Here is a 16,860-nt window from a genome sequence, read left to right as displayed (position 1 = left end):
GGTCAACATAAAATTGGAAAATGCACTCTGTTCATGTATAATGACTTGTATCAAGTCATTGGAGGCTTCTATGAAAAAGAAAGAGGAAGAACGAAAAAAACAGATAATGAAAGCAGCCTTTGATGCTGTTTCAAAATTAGGCTACGATAATGTCACATTACAAGATATAGCCAATCATGCAAATGTTTCGAAAGGGGTAGTCCACTATTACTTTACGAGCAAGCAAAACATATTATTAGAATTACTGGAATCCACAACAAACAAAATCTATAGTTTTGAAATAAAAGAAATCGCCAAATACGAGACAGCAATTGAAAAACTTCACGCCTATTTAAATGCTGTTTTTGTATCCCCTCAAGATAATAAAAAATTTTACAGAGTGTATTTAGATTTTTTAGCCCAAGCGAATGGAAATGAAGCGTATAAGAAAATAAACTTAAAATTTTATGAGAATTGCTGGGGAATCGGACAAGAAATTATTAAGTTGGGACAACATGAGGGTGTGTTTTGTCAGGATATGGATTCCCTCGCAAGTGCAAAAATGATGAGGGCGATGATTGATGGTTCTTTGATACAATGGTTAACCGATGATTTAAAAGAACAACATCAATATTATAAAGAAATATGTTTGAATAGTATTTTAAAATTATTAAAAACGTAGAAATTTTAAAGCCTTACAGCTATGATGTAAGGCTTCAGACTGTAGACAAACTCAATGAAATAAAGTAAAGCCGTTGATTTCCACTACGGGCGGACGCTTTCCGCGGGCGGGGTCGAGCTGCTTCCCTCGCTTCACTCAGTCCAGGATCTCGACTTTCCCGCTTTTCCCGCTGGAGTCACCGCCCTTCGTTCCCATCAACTTCTACATAAAGTACCCCATCTACATAGGTAAATTTTTGGGGTGATAATACATCGAAACCTTTGAATGGTGCTAAGTGTCAAGCCTTTCCCAATGTACAGAAAGTAAGAATCACAAAAAATTCATTCAACGCCATATTGGGGAACTGTATGTGGAGGAAGCAGAACATTTACGCCATTCCTATGACATCAAACAAATTTATGCAAGCGTAAAGAAACGATTGAGCATGTCTTTGCCGATACAAAGGAAAAGCATGGTATACGATGGACAACCTAGAGGTCTGAAAAATTGTCCATGCAGGCCTATACTTACTCTCTTGCTACCATGAATTTAAAGAAACTAGCCGTGGCAGGCGGCTTCAAAGAGTTCTTATACTTGAAGAGTCTGTTTTATTGGATATCAAATTATCATTTTTAAACATAATGAAAGAGAAAAAATGACAAAAGGAATCGAGTGTGAACTTCTCAATTCCTTTTGTCGACAGACTGAAGCCTTACAGCTATGATGTAAGGCTTTTTTTCTGTCCAAAAATGAAAAGGTAAATCTACTTAATAGAATTTTTAGTAGTAAAAAATGGTCCTGATATAACCAAATGAGGATATATTTTCAATATTATACCTTTAAATTGTATTAAAATCTTAAATTACCATTTAAATTTTCGGAAAAAACGATAAAAAAAGAATAGTTTTACTGTTTCGATATTGAAATTTCTGACAATAAAAGATGTGAAATTGTAAAATACTGTTTTTGTATTCATTGGTTTGCTGTTTATGCAGTCATTTATGCATGATAAAATCTATGTTTTCAATAATCCAAACTGTATAAAAATTAAAAATAATGTCGAGTTGAGTCAATTTTTCATTTTCTTTATACTGTGAAAGTAATTATTGGAGAGGAGAAATTATTATGCGCAAAGAAGTTACTATTATTGGGGTGCCAATGGATTTGGGTCAAACAAGAAGAGGAGTTGATATGGGGCCAAGTGCCATACGATATGCTGGGCTAACAGATCGACTTGAGGGTCTTGGATATTCCATTCAAGACGAAGGGGATTTGACTATCGAACTTGTTAATAAAGAAGTAGAAATAGAAGCAACAACTAACTTAAAAAATTTAAAAACGGTAGCAGATGCTAATGACAAGCTTGGTCAAAAAGTAGATCAAGTTATTTCCTCAAAACGCTTTCCTTTAGTTCTAGGAGGAGATCATAGTATTGCCATTGGTACATTAGCAGGTGTTTCCAAACATTATGAGAATCTAGGTGTTATTTGGTACGATGCCCATGGTGATTTAAATACTGGTGAAACTTCACCTTCAGGTAATATTCATGGAATGTCTTTGGCAGTAAGCTTAGGACTTGGTCATCCGGCACTTACAAATATTGGTGGTTATGCGCCGAAAGTTAAGCCTGAAAATGTTGTTATTATTGGGGCACGTGATTTAGATCCGGGTGAGAAGCAACTAATTAAGGAAATTGGTATAAAGGTCTATACGATGTATAAAATCGATCGTTTAGGCATGACGACCGTAATGGCTGAAACGATTGAATATTTAAAGGAGCGCACTGATGGTGTCCATTTATCGTTAGATTTAGATGGCCTTGATCCTAATGATGCTCCGGGTGTAGGAACGCCAGTGGCAGGTGGTATTAGCTACCGTGAAAGTCATCTAGCTATGGAAATGCTATCAGAATCAAATATTATTACTTCTGCAGAGTTTGTAGAGACAAACCCGGTATTAGATAAATATAATAAAACAGCTATCGCTGCCGTAGCTTTAATCAGCTCACTCTTTGGCGATACATTACTTTAAGCAAACGATAGGGAAGTTGCAAGAGCGATAAGGAAGAACTTTTTAATAAAATTAGGTCGCCACAACCGAACATTAGAAAATTGCTCTCCCTAATGGTAGTTTACAATAGAACGAATTAATGCTCTAGACTAAACGGGAACTTTTATTTGTCAGAAAATTGACTGTTCACAAAATAGATTAAATTTTAAAAATCAAATCTATTGATATTTCTAATAGTTATCTTTTTGCACCTACAAAAGTAAGTGCTTACAAGATAGTAGCATAAGGGGTTTTTTTATGGCATCAGAACAATATGAATTAAAAAGAAGTATGAAAGCTAGACACTTGTTTATGATCTCACTTGGAGGCTGTATAGGAACAGGGTTTTTCCTTGGATCAGGCTTTACCATTAATCAAGCCGGCCCAACAGGTGCTATTCTTTCGTATTTAGTAGGCGGGTTAGTGATGTATCTAACGATGCTTTGTTTAGGTGAATTATCAGTAGCTATGCCAGTATCTGGTTCATTTCAAACATACACGACGAAATTTATTGGTCCTGCTACAGGCTTTGCTGTTGGCTGGCTTTATTGGCTGGGGTGGGCGGTAACGGTTGCCCTTGAATTTTTAGGGGCTGGACAACTTATGCAAAGATGGTTTCCTGAATCACCCGTATGGATGTGGTGTTTAATTTTCGGGGCCTTGCTCTTTTTATTAAATGGTTTATCAGCAAAGGCATTTGGTGAAGCAGAGTTTGTTTTTTCTAGCATTAAAATTTTAGCTATCATTATGTTCCTAGGAGTTGGGGGAGCAGCGATGTTTGGCTTGATCGATATGAAGGATGGAACGAATGCCCCATTCCTTACTCATTTTTATGAGGGTGGACTATTTCCAAATGGTGTAACAGCATTGCTTATAACGATGATCACTGTGAATTTTTCATTCCAAGGGACAGAGTTAATTGGTATTGCTGCAGGTGAAAGTGAAAATCCAGAAAAAACGATTCCTAAATCTATTAAACAAACCGTATGGCGTACGCTTTTCTTCTTTGTTCTATCCGTTGTTGTGCTTGCAGGTATGATTCCTATGGATAAAGCTGGAGTTGTTGAAAGCCCATTTGTAGTTGTATTGGATAGTATAGGTATACCTTATGCGGCTGACATCATGAACTTCGTTATTTTAACAGCGTTATTATCGGTTGCTAACTCGGGTCTATATGCAGCAACGCGTATGTTATTCTCTCTTTCCGTTGAAAAAATGGCTAGCCCAGCTTTAGGGAAGGTGAATAAGAGAGGGATTCCTATGAACGCATTATTAATAACACTTGCTGTAGCTGGATTATCACTTCTGTCTAGTGTTTTCGCTGCAAAAACTGTTTTTGTTTGGCTTTTATCGCTTGCAGGTTTAGGCGCTCAAATAGGCTGGATTGCCATTACAGCATCACAAATCGCTTTTAGACGTTCCTATGTACGACAAGGTGGAAAAGTGGAGGATTTGAAATTCAAAGCTCCACTTTATCCCATTATTCCAATTATCGGTTTAGTCGCAAACTGTATTGTTATGGCAAGTTTGGCATTTGATCCATCGCAACGATTAGCACTTTATTGTGGTGGAGCATTCTTTATCGGCTGTTACGTCGTTTATTACGTAAAAGTGAAGAAGACTAAGGTGATGAAAATAAGCCAACAAGAAGTACAGTTAAAATTAGATCAAAAAATGTATCTTTAACTATGGGAGTAGCTGCTAAGACGGCTACTCTTTTCTATTTTCCCTTCTAAATTCCACAAATTTAGAAAATGAAGGACGTATTTCATAAAAAATTGTTCCTATAAAAAGCGGGGGAAATTTATTGATTATCGATAAAAAAATATTGAAATAAGATAATTAATCGTATATTCTTCATACAAGAAGAATTTAGTTTTGCAAGCTAAGTTCCTCAAACTTTGTATCATTACTGAGGTGGATGAATGATGAAGAATTTTTTGAAAGACTTAGGGTACTTTACGTACCATCAATCATTATCTTGTATTTTTCCTGTAGTTATATTTATGACTCTCGCGCTCTCAAAAGTAATTCATATACCAGGCGTTGCAAGATACGATTTCATTTTAATAATCTGTCTAGTGACACAATACTTGATGTATAAATTTGGTCTAGAATCGAAAGATGAAATAAAAGTAATCTGTCTGTTTCATATTATTGGGCTTGTTCTTGAACTTTATAAAGTGAATGTTAATTCTTGGTCTTATCCAGAAGAGGCTTGGTCAAAAATTGGAGGTGTGCCATTATATAGTGGCTTTATGTATGCGAGTGTAGCCAGTTATATTTGCCAAGCGTGGCGCAGGTTTGATTTAAAGATTGTCAATTGGCCAAAAAGTTATATAGCTATTCCACTGGGGGCCATGATTTACTTGAATTTTTTCACACATCATTTTATGTATGATTTGAGATGGCTGTTAATGGCTTTACTGTTCATTGTGTTTTACCGTACAGTTGTCAAATTTAAAGTACGAAATAACATCTATCAAATGCCAATTGTCGTGTCATTCTTTTTAATTGGATTTTTCATTTGGATTGCGGAAAATATCGCTACATTTTTTGGTGCATGGTCATACCCCAATCAAGAGGTAGCTTGGACGATCGTTCATTTTGGGAAGATTAGTTCTTGGTTTTTACTTGTCGTTATTAGCATTATGATAGTGGCACAGCTCAAATTATTTTATCGAGACTCGGAAGAGTAAAAGAGAAAAATAAAATCTTCCCTAATTCGATAGTTTGAAGTTGTACCCACCGGTTTTCATCAAACTGTGCCTTTTTTACGTGTCCTTCCTGCTGTAGACTCCTCTGTAGAAGAGAATTGGGGGTTGAAAAATGGAAACGGACATTCGAATGCATCTAAAAGTATGTACAGATGACAGCCATATCAAGCAATTTTTAGAAGACGGACAAACTGCTTTTCTTGGATTAGTGGATGAACATATGCCTTATGTTATTCCATTAAATTATGTCTTTAAAGATGGATATTTTTATTTTCATGGAGCGAATGAGGGGAGAAAAATAAATATTATCGAGAACAATCCAAATGCATGCATTACTGTATGCGAATCATTTGGAACAATGGTAGATCCCATTCCTGCTGAAACGGATACGGCATATATGAGTGTTGTGGCGAATGGTCAAATAGAAATAGTAACAGATTTGAATGAATCAACGGCTGCCATGCAGGCAATGCTTGATAAATATGTACCGAGCTATTACCTTACTCATTTATCGAAAACACATATCGAAAAGTATCAGTCTTCTTTAGGGAGTAAAACATTGGTACTGAAGGTGAAACCTATTACTATAACAGCCAAAGAAAATAAATTAAATGAACAAATGAAATTTTATCCAGGGAGAATAGTAACGCAAGATATGTCTCGAAAAACTTCTTCTACTGCCATTGATTCATCCAATTAATACACTTAAAAGATGAAATTGAAGCGAAGCGAGGGGAGCCGCTCCTTCCCGTGGAAATGAACGACTTTACTTATTTCGATATACAAAAAGATTTGGAAATATGTTATTTCCGAATCTTTTTTATTTGGTTTCCAAAATAAACTATTCTTATTTATAGATATAGCTATAAGTAAATGCTATAATGCCTGTGAAAAATCATGGGAAATAAGAGGATAGAAAGAGGGGCTGTTCGTTTGAACATTTTAGTAGTCGACGATGAAAAAGAAATTGCAGATTTAATTGAGCTTTATTTAAAAAATGAAAATTATAATGTATTTAAATATTATTCAGCTCAAGAGGCATTAGCTTGTATTGAGCGTGAAGGTTTAGATTTAGCTATTTTAGATATTATGATGCCAGAGATTGATGGCTTTACCATTTTGCAAAAAATACGTGAAACCTATAATTTCCCTGTGATTATGCTAACGGCGAAGGAAGAAGAAATTGATAAAATAAATGGATTTTCTTTAGGAGCAGATGATTATATTACGAAGCCTTTTCGACCATTAGAGCTGGTCGCTCGCGTTAAAGCACAGTTGCGAAGATTTACGTTATACAATCAAAGTTCCAAGCCACATGAGGATACGATTGATTTTGCAGGTTTAATGATTAATAAAAATACAAGACAAGTCTTGTTAAATGAAAGACAATTATCCCTTACACCTACAGAGTTTTCTATATTGTGGTATTTAAGCTCGAATAGAGGGAAGGTTATTAGCTCAGAAGAGTTATTTCAGGAAATTTGGGGAGAGAAGTATTTCAATAGTAATAATACGGTTATGGTTCATATACGGCATTTGCGCGAGAAAATGAGAGATTCTGTAGAGAACCCAAAATTTATTAAAACGGTTTGGGGAGTGGGGTATACCATTGAAAAATGAGTTTGGAAGACTGAAGAGGAAAATGATTTTACAAATTATCTTTATTCTTGTCGTGGCCATTTTATTTGGTCTTATTATCAACTTCGCCCTCATCGATGGTGTTTTGCAAGCGCCTTTTGCTAATGCTTTTATGTCCTTCTGTGAAAATGTTTTACAATTAGATTATTATGCAGCCCGACAAGCTTATTTTGTATTATTCCAACAAAATAAACCCCTTTGGCTAACGATTGGATTCATTTTATTACTTCTAGTTATTTTTTATATGGCCCTATCTCGTTTTACTCGCTATTTTCATCAAATTAGTTCTAGTATTTCCATGCTTTCTGACGAGTCAGAACAGGAGATCCGTCTTCCCGCAGAGCTAGATTTTTTAGAGAAAAAATTAAATGATGTAAAAAATAAATTAGAAAAACGAGCGAGGGATGCGCAAGAGGCGGAGCAACGGAAGAATGACCTCGTTGTTTATTTAGCACACGATATTAAAACTCCTTTGACTTCGATGATTGGCTACTTAAGCCTTTTAGACGAGGCTAAGGACATGCCTATAGAGCAAAAAGAAAAATATGTAACGATTACGCTCGAAAAATCTTATCGGCTTGAGCATTTAATTAACGAGTTTTTTGAAATCACTCGATTTAATTTACAATCCATTATTTTAGAGAAAGAATCAATACCTTTAAACTATATGTTGATGCAAGTCGCCGATGAATTTTATCCATTGTTAGCACCTAGAGGCCAAAAGGCAATCGTCCATATAGATGGAGAGATTACGATATATGCAGATGGAAATAAATTAGCAAGAGTATTTAATAATATTTTAAAAAATGCAATTGCTTATAGTGATCCAAATAGTACAATTGAAATTAGTGCTAAAAATGAAAATAATGAGACATTTATTTCGTTTTCAAATACAGGGAAGACTATCCCTTCTGAAAAACTAAAGATGATATTTGAAAAGTTTTATCGTTTAGACAATGCGAGATCAACACAAACAGGGGGGGCAGGACTAGGGTTAGCTATTTCAAATGAAATTGTACAAGCCCATGGAGGAACCATTACAGCTACTTCAAGTAACGAAAAAACTATATTTACTGTCATGCTTCCGAGTAATTCTTAAGAAACCTTAAGAATTCACTAATAGTTAATTAAAATAAAGCTCCTCTTTTTATGTTTGAATAAAGACATAATGAGAAGGAGTTGTTTTTATATGTTCAAGAGAAAAGGAATTTTTACTATACTATTCATGTTCGTCATGCTGTTTGTTTATTTTATATGGGCCAAAGAAACGCCTGTAAGCTTACAAGTTAACACGCAGTCGTTCGACACGCCAACAAAGAGCGGCGATATGATGAATGTTAATTTATATAGCTCTAATGCTATTTTAGTGAATTTGGATGACAATAAAGTTTTGATAGATAAAAATAGCGAGGAAGTTATTTACCCTGCGTCATTAACAAAAATGATGACGGTTTTAGTTGCTATCGAGCAGATTCCTAATTTACAGGAAGAAATTGTTTTAGGGAACAATATATTTAATAATTTATACGAAGCGAATGCATCACTTGCTGGTTTTCTCCCAAATGAAAAGCTAACGCTAGAGGATTTATTATATGGTTCTATGCTGCCATCAGGGGCAGAGGCTTCCATCGGTTTAGCTGAATATATTGCTGGTTCGGAAAGAAAATTTGTAAATCTAATGAATGAAAAGGCCCAACAGTTAGGCATGAAAAATACTCATTTTATGAATACTACTGGATTGCATCATTCAGATCATTATACGACTGTTAAAGATATGTCTTTACTGTTGCAATATGCATTAACAAATGATGAGTTTCGTCAAGTTTATACAGCCGAAAGATATTCTATCAAACCTACAAATCGTCATCCAGAGGGGATAACTTTTACAAATAAAATGTTTCAAAATATGACAACAAGAGCATTACCAGGCGGAGAAATTTTAGGTGGAAAAACAGGTTATACTGACGACGCGGGTTTATGCTTAGCAAGTTTAGCTACAATAAATGGACAAGAATACATCCTAGTAACAGTGGGAGCGGAAGGAAATTCCCGAACAGAACAATATAATATAACAGATGCATTTTCCGTGTATAGTCAATTATAAATTAGTGTAGAAGATTAACCTTTAGAGAATCGTCATAAATCAACCAATGCTGAATTAATAGAAAATTACTAATTGTTTTATTTTTCATCCTTCAAAAAATGCTTTATAGTAAATGTATTCAAACATGTTTGCTACTAAGGAGGATACAATGGGGAGATTAGTGCATTTTGAAATTCATGTAAGTGACATGGAGAGAGCAAAGAATTTCTATGGGAACGTTTTTGGTTGGTCATTTCAAGATTGGAGTGACTACGCAGGGATGCCCTATTTTGGGGCAGTAACAGGTGGTGAGGATGAGCATGGCATTGATGGCGCTTTAATGCAACGTCAAGGTCCTCCTCCGGAGCCAAACCAAGCTATGAATGGATTCGCCTGTACGATGGGTGTAGAAAGTTATGATGTAACAGAAGCAAGTATTCTTGAAAATGGTGGTCAAGTAGCCATGCCCAAGTATGCATTACCCGGTATGGCATGGCAGGGTTACTATATGGATACGGAAGGGAATGTATTTGGTATTCATCAGCCAGATAAAAATGCAAAATAAGCAAACTGATGTAGCATTTGCCTAGTAAGTAGGGAAAAGTGCTTGAAGGGTCATAAAAACTCAGAGCAAACCGACTTCATCAAAACTAACCCCCTATGCAAACAACTAGTAAGACTTATGTTCTTTTACGGACATAGGTCTTTTTTTAATTGGTGGTAACGCATCGTCAGAAGGGATGAAAGTGGTTAAATTTTCAAATTGATAATGTTTTATTTTGGTAAATTTGGTATCTTTAATAAAGGAGTTTGAATTGCTACATAGTGATCAAGGAGTAAATGGAATGAAAAGAAGAAAACGAATGTTATTATCAGTGGCATCCCTCTTGTTATTAAGTTCTTGTAATAGTGAGATGGAGGAGGTCACGAAGGATGAGAAAAAGTATATATCGTCTATTCAAAAAAAGGAAACGTATGAAATTCAACAACCTGCTAAATTTAATATTGCTAGAGGCTCCATTATTAAGAATATGAATAATGCATTAAATATGAATGAAATAGAAAGAGGTTTAATGGAATTATCAGTCAATCATTTTTCCACAGAGAAGTTCTATATGCAGGAAGGTCAATATTTAAGTGGTAAAACAATTAGCCAATGGCTAAGTAGAAAAACCAATGAAGATGTGGGTTTAAACCCCGCTATCGAACATCAAACCGATAATGTATTAGAGGATGAAAAGAGGTATCCCTTAATCCTTTCTCATGTATTGGAACAAGATTTTATTAATAAAGAAACTAATAAAATAGAGGGAATGTCAATCGCCATATCGTTAAATGAATATTATGATATACGAGTAACTGATGATGAAGGTTTAATTTACACTGGGCAAGTGAAGGTAGACCAAAATAATGATGAAATTGATGATGTCAAAATCTTTGGTAAAAAAGTAGCTGAAAAGATAGTTAAAGATATTAGGGGAAATGTAAAAATACCGAATGTTCCTATTTACCTTACGTTATTTCAGGAATCGAATATAAATGATATTATTCCAGGGGTATTTTTAGCAGAAACGTTTATTCCTCATGGGGAAGCTACCATTACAAAATGGACTGAAATAGATAAGAAATTTTATATATTCCCTTCGGAAGCGTTATATACTTTAGACCAGAATATGTATACAAAACTATTGCTTTTCAAAGAGGATATTCAGAAAGGATTTAAACATTTAAACCTAAAAATATTTGGCAAGCTACAATATGAAAAAGGCAAATTAACAGATATTCAAATAGAGGTGAACGCTCCACTTATAAATGAACCAGAGCTGATTGGTCTATTACAGCTCATAAGTACCAATTTAAATAGGATATTAATCGATTATATTCCCATTACAGTTCGGATCATTGATCAGCAACAAGATGTAGGAATTGTCCTTTGGGACCCTCTTGAAAAACAAATTTTTGCAAAGCCTATTTAACCTTCTCGACATCGTAAATGTTTATTTTAGGCTAGCTGTTAATAAAGAGGTCAAACTTTTCATGGATGATAATACCTATATTATCCTTTATAGTAAGTGTTTAAAATAATAAAGTACAGGTGCCCATATAACTGAGGCACCTCTTTTTTTATGGCAAATGGCATTGCAATCTTTAAAATGAATGGGTATGATGAAAATGATAATCATTTTCATTTAAAAGGAGTGAAGTATCCATGAAAAGACATCTCATTATTGGTATGCATCTAGCTGTGCATGACAAGGATGGTGAGAAAGGTGCATTGATTGATGAGCATATTGCATTTGCGAAGCGTGCGGAGGCGGCTAAATTAGATTTTCTATTTAAGGCAGATTATTTAATGGCTCATCCAGAATTAATGGCTAAAACAAAAGGTACAGTTGGGTTAGACCCTAGCTTTTTATTGGCAACAGTGGCCAGAGAAACGAAGCAAATAGGATTAGTAACGACCATTTCTACATCCTTTACACCACCCTATTTGATTGCCCGTCAATTACAATCCTTGAATTGGATTAGTGGTGGGCGTGTAGGGTGGAATATTGTGACTTCCATTGATGGTGCTTATAATTTTAGTAACGAGCCTATGCCTTCCTCAGAGGAGCGCTATGCTAAAGCGGCTGAATGTACTAAGATTGTGAAGCAGCTATGGCATAGTCATCCATATGAAATGTTAGAAACAGATGGTGATATAGAGAAAATAAAAGAACTCATGAAGCCTATCAATCATGAGGGAGAGTTTTTCCATATAAAGGGGCCGTTAAATATACCGATGCATCCGGCGGGAGAAATTCCATTATTTCAAGCAGGAGCATCAGACGTGGGGCGACAATTTGCAGCAACCGTATCCAATGCCATTTTTGCGGCGACACCAACTATGGAGGTTGGTATTGAAATGCGCAATGATTTACGGAAACGTGCTGTTAACGTGGGACGTACAGCAGATGATATACGGTTATTACCAGGACTCTATTTCTTTATTGGAGATACATATGAAGAAGCATTAGACATGTACCATCATGCACACGCACATTTAACTCTGGAGCGTCGTTACAATGCTTTAGAGTCAGTCATTGGTTTGAATGTTCGACATATGGCACTACATGATCCTGTAACAGTGGATATGTTACCACACGAGAATCAAAAAGTACGCAGTCGAACACATGCTAATCTTGTTCGTCGTTACATCATGGAAAATGAACCATCTGTTGAAGTACTGCTTGCTCGTTCAGAAGTAATTGGTTCAGCACATCTTGTAGCAATCGGCACACCACAGCATATTGTCGATCAAATCGTTACTTTTTATGAGGAGGGGGCATTGGATGGCTTTATTGCTGTTCCAGGTGGTCCTGCGAAATCTTTGGATTTATTCTTTAGCGATGTTATCCCTATGTTAGTAGAGCATGGGTTATTCCGAGCTGAATATGAAGGGAGCACATTACGTTCCCATTTAGGCTTAAACATGCAATTATCTAATAAATAAACGTAAAAGGGCAAACAAATCGTTTTGCCCTTTTATTGCTAGAAGCTCATCCGAATATTAATAGGATAAAGATAGGGTGATTCGGGTTGTTCAATTGCTACCCAATTATCAATATGGATGACAGGTAAGCTTGCCCCCTCATAAGTTGTTTGACCAATTGTGCCGACTACTTCGAGCCATGTATCTTCTGTGAGCGTAGGTGCCTCAGAGAATTCTGTCAGAAACCCTACGATACTTGCATCAGCGACACAATGGGTAATCAGAAATCTTGAAATAACTAGCTGCTGCTCTGTAAAGCTTTCCTCTTTTAAAACAAAGCCCTTTATTTGAATTTTCTTCCCTAAATAATTAGACAAATTCTGATTGATTTCTTCATAGTAAATGGTATAGTTCTCATCGGTCATTTTCAGTATAGGTTGTTGGGAGAGACGTTGCTTTAATTGTTCATATTGTTTTTTCGTCATCTCCTGTTTTTCCTCCAGAAGTCGGGGATCAGCATCATGCTCATCGTAAATATTATCATCGATTATTTCATTTGAGGTTAGGTAATTCTCTATTTTAGATGATTGATTTTGCTGGGTAATCATAAAAGCACCACCCTTTTTATCAGCGATGGCAGCATCTAAAATTTTTGCTGGCACGAAGAAGCCTGTCATAATGGGTGTCATGAGAATAAGATAGGCTAGCCACTTTTTTCGAGTAAAGGGCGAGTGACCGTGGGGGTGATTAGAGCAGCAAGCCTGTCCAATCGGTTCACATGAATGGGTAGCCTTTGACAAAGAAATAACTCTTGTTAGTTGAACAAGAAAGAGTAGAAAAAATAACATAGCGGCTGTTTGACTAAGGCCTTCATATTTAGGGTTGATGAATTTTGTTAGCTCTTCGGTCCAATGCAGATTGGCTATCATAGCCGAAAATGCTAGTAGCAGTAAGGCTCTTAGTGCTTGTTGCACGTGAAATTTCATAGTTTACCTCCTTAGAGATACGCTGAAAGAATCCATATACTAATGTAGACAACTGTAGCCACTAAGGCGATGAACGACAAGACAAATTTCAAGCGAAATACGCTCATCAACATAATGGTATTTTTCAAGTCAATCATGGGGCCGAAAATAAGAAATGCAAGAATAGATGGTGTAGAGAAAACTGCACTAAACGATGCGCCAATAAAGGCATCGGCCTCCGAACAAAGGGATAGAATGAATGCTAAGCCCATCATGACCAAAATAGAAGAGGATACTCCATCTCCAATTTCGACGAGTGTTTTAGTAGATACATAGGTTTGCACAAAGGCAGCTAAAAATGCCCCGATCATTAAGTATTTGCCCATATCAAAAAATTCATCAATGGCATGTTTGAACATATTCATTAGTTTTGTGACGAAGGATGTTTGTTGATTAGTAGTTGTCAATGAATAGGGCTGTAAGGAACGTTTAAATTGTGAGCCTTTAAAAAACAAGCTGATGAGTAATGCGACTACAATGGCAATGACAAAGCCAATGAGCATTCGAAGGCTAGCTATTCTTAAATCATTGCCAAATGCCATATAGGTAGAAAGAATAACGACGGGATTAATGAGCGGACCCGTTAACATAAATCCCATAGCTGCATGAATAGGTACACCTTTGGCAATCAACCTTCTAACAATCGGAACAATTCCACATTCACAGGCTGGAAATAAGGCTCCTACAAGACAGCTCATAACAACGGCCAACAGAGGGTTTCGAGGAATCCATCTTTGGATATGTTCCTCTGTAATAAAAATTTGAATAAAGCCAGCAATGAGTATCCCAATTAAGACAAATGGCAATGCCTCAATTAAAATACTTAAAAAAATGGTATTCAAAATGAGTAAAGAGGAGCTTAGATCGTTCAGTACAGAGATGTTCAACAAGAGTAGTGTTAGAATGCCTAGGAATAAAATGAAGAGGAACCAAAAATTCAATGCATATTTAGAGAAAGAGAGACGTTCCACAAATACCTCCTTAAAGTGTAATGATTACGTTTTAATACAAGGTATGTGATAAAAGTTTCTGGTAGTACTTTCAAAAAGAAAGAGAAAATAAAAGCTAGTTCCCACCAACTTATTACTTTCTCTCCTCTATCGATTTATTGATGAGCATATTTAGTTCTATATTGCTTAGGGGTGATACCCGTAAATTTCTTAAAAACTTTAATAAAATAGCTTTGGTCTGTGAAATTAAGTAAAGAGCCAATATCTAAAATTGGATAGTTTGTAAATGTTAAAAGCTTTTTCGCCTCATCGATTCTTTGTTGCTGAATATATTCAGTAAAGGAAATCCCAACTTCCTTTTTAAATAAAGAAGAAAGATAATTAGGGCTTAAATGGCAAATAGCTGAAAGTTGATCGAGAGTTATATCCCCATATAATTGATTTTCAATAAAATGGACACAAGTAGTAATGGGTGCTGAAAATTTCCTTGTACTAGCTTGTGCCACTCGGCTAGTATAGTCGTAAATAGCTTCCTCCATTAACGAAAGAATGTCGATTAAATTATTTTGATCCTCTAGTTTTTGAATATAAAAATCACTTAATGTAAAGGCTGTTTCTTCGTTTAACCCACCTTCAATCGCTGCACGACAAATTAGGGCAATCCCAGTAATCATCAAATATTGTACACTTTTTAAATTATTGCGTTTTGAAAGTACTCCTAGTTCCGCTTGTTCAACAATGGAATAATTCAAGACTTCTGTTAATTTCTCCATACGCCCATTTTTCACATTGTCTAACAATATTTTTTCGTAGTAAAGATTTGTATGAACGATATCATTTCTTCTGGCATACGAAAGCTCAAGCGCTGTATGTCCCTCATGACGAATGAGGGGCTTTAGCTCTTGATTATAATGAATAACCGCTGTTTTATTTAATTTTCGCTGATAGATGGAATAATAAACAAATAAACTAATAGCTAAGTATTCCTGATAATGAAGAGTAGGAATAGGCTCATGCTCATAATCAGTGATTTCCTCCATTTGTGGTGAAAGAGAGGGTCCGACAATTAAGGCTCCTAAATATTGTTCGTTTATCGTGAGGTTGATAAAGAAAAAATTAACATTAGCGATCGTGAAAAAAATCGGGTAGTCGGTTGAAGACGTATGGTAAGGATATGTTTTCAATTGTTCCTTTATAGAACAATAGGATGAATGACATTCCGCTGATGCATATTCAAAAATTATTTCTCCCGATGCATGAATATAAGAAACAGGAAGATGATGTATTTCATAAATTAATTGACTTATGTATTGAAGGTCGATAATGGATATTTTCACGTTCTACACACCTCAGTCCTTAATGGTGCTATCAAAATGAAAGCAGTTTCAATTTTTATGAATAGACAATGGGAAAGTACTATTTTGTGTAAAATAATACAATAAAAATGGGGAAAGTAGCAATAAAATAGACCATGTATTCAACATACTAGGGAGGAATGGAAGATGGAACTTTTAAATAAAATTGCAGTTGTAACGGGTGCAGGGAGCGGTATTGGAAGAGCAAGCAGTTTAAAGCTTGCTAGCAACGGTGCAAAAGTCGTGATTGTTGATTTCAACAAGGAAACGGGAGAAGAGACATTAAACTTGATGAAAGAGCAAGGCGGAGAAGGAATCTTCGTTCAGGCCGATGTTTCGAACAGTGAAGATGTAGAGAAATATGTGAATGCTGCTGTTGAAACATATGGTCGTATTGATGTGTTTTTCAATAATGCAGGCGTGATTCAGAAAATCTCCCCATTAACAGAGATTACTGATCATGAATATGATCGTATTATGGCAATCAACGTAAAAGGTGTTTTTCTTGGCTTAAAACATGTGATTAAAGTTATGGAAGGACAAGGTAGCGGCTCGATTATAAATACGGCTTCAACAGCGGGCGTTCGTAGCGAGCATAGTATGGCCATTTATTCTGCAAGTAAGCATGCGGTTGTAGGTTTAACGAAATCTGCTTCATTAGAATATGTGAAAAAAGGTATTCGTATCAATGCGATTTGTCCTGGCGGAGTAGAAACAGCGTTAACAAACAGTGTCACTGCTATGTTTGAAACAGGTGGCTATATTCCAGAGGAAATTCCAAATATGAGAATGGGACGCTACGCTAAACCAGAAGAGTTAGCAGAAATGGTTGTTTTCCTAGCTTCAGACAAAGCAAGCTATATGACAGGCTCTATCGTAGTGGTTGATGGCGGCTTAACATTGTAAAATGAAGAAATCCAGTGCACGACTA

The 16,860-nt window shown here is 35.8% G+C and carries 15 protein-coding genes and 1 pseudogene; 13 read left to right on the top strand and 3 right to left on the bottom strand.

The features are described 5' to 3' along the window. The first annotated feature begins 70 nt into the window (after nt 1–70). The 12 genes and pseudogenes from ACP3VS_RS16105 to ACP3VS_RS16050 all read left to right on the top strand — a co-directional run bounded on the left by ACP3VS_RS16105 (nt 71) and on the right by ACP3VS_RS16050 (nt 12,620). A complete protein-coding gene (locus tag ACP3VS_RS16105; RefSeq protein ID WP_099805123.1) occupies nt 71–661 on the top strand; it encodes a TetR/AcrR family transcriptional regulator in 591 nt (196 codons plus the stop codon). A 251-nt stretch (nt 662–912) separates the two neighbouring features. Further along, nucleotides 913–1,276: pseudogene (locus ACP3VS_RS16100) on the top strand (transposase); the annotation flags it as partial. A gap of 489 nt (nt 1,277–1,765) precedes the next feature. Next, nucleotides 1,766–2,671 carry an arginase gene (rocF, locus tag ACP3VS_RS16095; RefSeq protein WP_426389217.1) on the top strand — a complete coding sequence of 302 codons (906 nt, stop codon included), beginning with the start codon at nt 1,766–1,768 and terminating at the stop codon, nt 2,669–2,671. Nucleotides 2,672–2,947: 276 nt separating this feature from the next. Next, nucleotides 2,948–4,375, top strand: coding sequence for an amino acid permease (locus ACP3VS_RS16090; RefSeq protein WP_031417916.1), 1,428 nt, complete (start codon nt 2,948–2,950; stop codon nt 4,373–4,375). A 239-nt stretch (nt 4,376–4,614) separates the two neighbouring features. After that, the gene (locus tag ACP3VS_RS16085; protein ID WP_197223745.1) at nt 4,615–5,388 is read left to right on the top strand and encodes a DUF817 domain-containing protein; all 774 of its coding nucleotides are present in this window, start codon (nt 4,615–4,617) and stop codon (nt 5,386–5,388) included. 130 nt (nt 5,389–5,518) lie between these two features. Beyond that, a complete protein-coding gene (locus ACP3VS_RS16080; RefSeq protein ID WP_012293548.1) occupies nt 5,519–6,106 on the top strand; it encodes a pyridoxamine 5'-phosphate oxidase family protein in 588 nt (195 codons plus the stop codon). 197 nt (nt 6,107–6,303) lie between these two features. Then, nucleotides 6,304–7,026 carry a VanR-ABDEGLN family response regulator transcription factor gene (gene vanR, locus ACP3VS_RS16075; RefSeq protein ID WP_012293549.1) on the top strand — a complete coding sequence of 241 codons (723 nt, stop codon included), beginning with the start codon at nt 6,304–6,306 and terminating at the stop codon, nt 7,024–7,026. Between the two features lie 22 nt (nt 7,027–7,048). Next, on the top strand, nt 7,049–8,143 hold the full coding sequence (locus ACP3VS_RS16070) for a sensor histidine kinase (protein WP_051889605.1): 1,095 nt from the start codon (nt 7,049–7,051) through the stop codon (nt 8,141–8,143). Between the two features lie 90 nt (nt 8,144–8,233). After that, nucleotides 8,234–9,148, top strand: coding sequence for a D-alanyl-D-alanine carboxypeptidase family protein (locus ACP3VS_RS16065; protein WP_031417922.1), 915 nt, complete (start codon nt 8,234–8,236; stop codon nt 9,146–9,148). Between the two features lie 148 nt (nt 9,149–9,296). Next, the gene (locus ACP3VS_RS16060; protein ID WP_036161101.1) at nt 9,297–9,692 is read left to right on the top strand and encodes a VOC family protein; all 396 of its coding nucleotides are present in this window, start codon (nt 9,297–9,299) and stop codon (nt 9,690–9,692) included. 280 nt (nt 9,693–9,972) lie between these two features. Continuing rightward, nucleotides 9,973–11,103 (top strand): CamS family sex pheromone protein, encoded by a 1,131-nt coding sequence (locus tag ACP3VS_RS16055; RefSeq protein ID WP_426389215.1) that lies wholly within the window; start codon nt 9,973–9,975, stop codon nt 11,101–11,103. Nucleotides 11,104–11,336: 233 nt separating this feature from the next. Next, a complete protein-coding gene (locus ACP3VS_RS16050; protein ID WP_426389213.1) occupies nt 11,337–12,620 on the top strand; it encodes an NtaA/DmoA family FMN-dependent monooxygenase in 1,284 nt (427 codons plus the stop codon). Nucleotides 12,621–12,658: 38 nt separating this feature from the next. Here ACP3VS_RS16050 and ACP3VS_RS16045 read toward each other — a convergent pair whose 3' ends face one another. From ACP3VS_RS16045 to ACP3VS_RS16035, 3 genes are all read right to left on the bottom strand, one after another. Continuing rightward, nucleotides 12,659–13,585 carry a TIGR03943 family putative permease subunit gene (locus ACP3VS_RS16045; RefSeq protein WP_426389211.1) on the bottom strand — a complete coding sequence of 309 codons (927 nt, stop codon included), beginning with the start codon at nt 13,583–13,585 and terminating at the stop codon, nt 12,659–12,661. A gap of 11 nt (nt 13,586–13,596) precedes the next feature. Continuing rightward, nucleotides 13,597–14,595 (bottom strand): permease, encoded by a 999-nt coding sequence (locus ACP3VS_RS16040; RefSeq protein WP_426389210.1) that lies wholly within the window; start codon nt 14,593–14,595, stop codon nt 13,597–13,599. Nucleotides 14,596–14,729: 134 nt separating this feature from the next. Continuing rightward, nucleotides 14,730–15,911: an AraC family transcriptional regulator gene (locus ACP3VS_RS16035; protein ID WP_426389208.1), complete on the bottom strand. Its 1,182-nt coding sequence runs from the start codon at nt 15,909–15,911 to the stop codon at nt 14,730–14,732. 165 nt (nt 15,912–16,076) lie between these two features. Between ACP3VS_RS16035 and ACP3VS_RS16030 the strand changes: the two genes are divergently transcribed. Beyond that, nucleotides 16,077–16,835: an SDR family NAD(P)-dependent oxidoreductase gene (locus ACP3VS_RS16030; RefSeq protein WP_012293557.1), complete on the top strand. Its 759-nt coding sequence runs from the start codon at nt 16,077–16,079 to the stop codon at nt 16,833–16,835. Nucleotides 16,836–16,860 lie beyond the last annotated feature (25 nt).

The sequence above is a fragment of the Lysinibacillus sp. VIII_CA genome (assembly GCF_049943995.1).
GTDB classification, from domain to species: Bacteria; Bacillota; Bacilli; order Bacillales_A; family Planococcaceae; genus Lysinibacillus; species Lysinibacillus pinottii.
The sequence above is the reverse complement of the archived record's forward strand: the minus strand, read 5'-3'. Positions and strand labels throughout refer to the sequence as shown.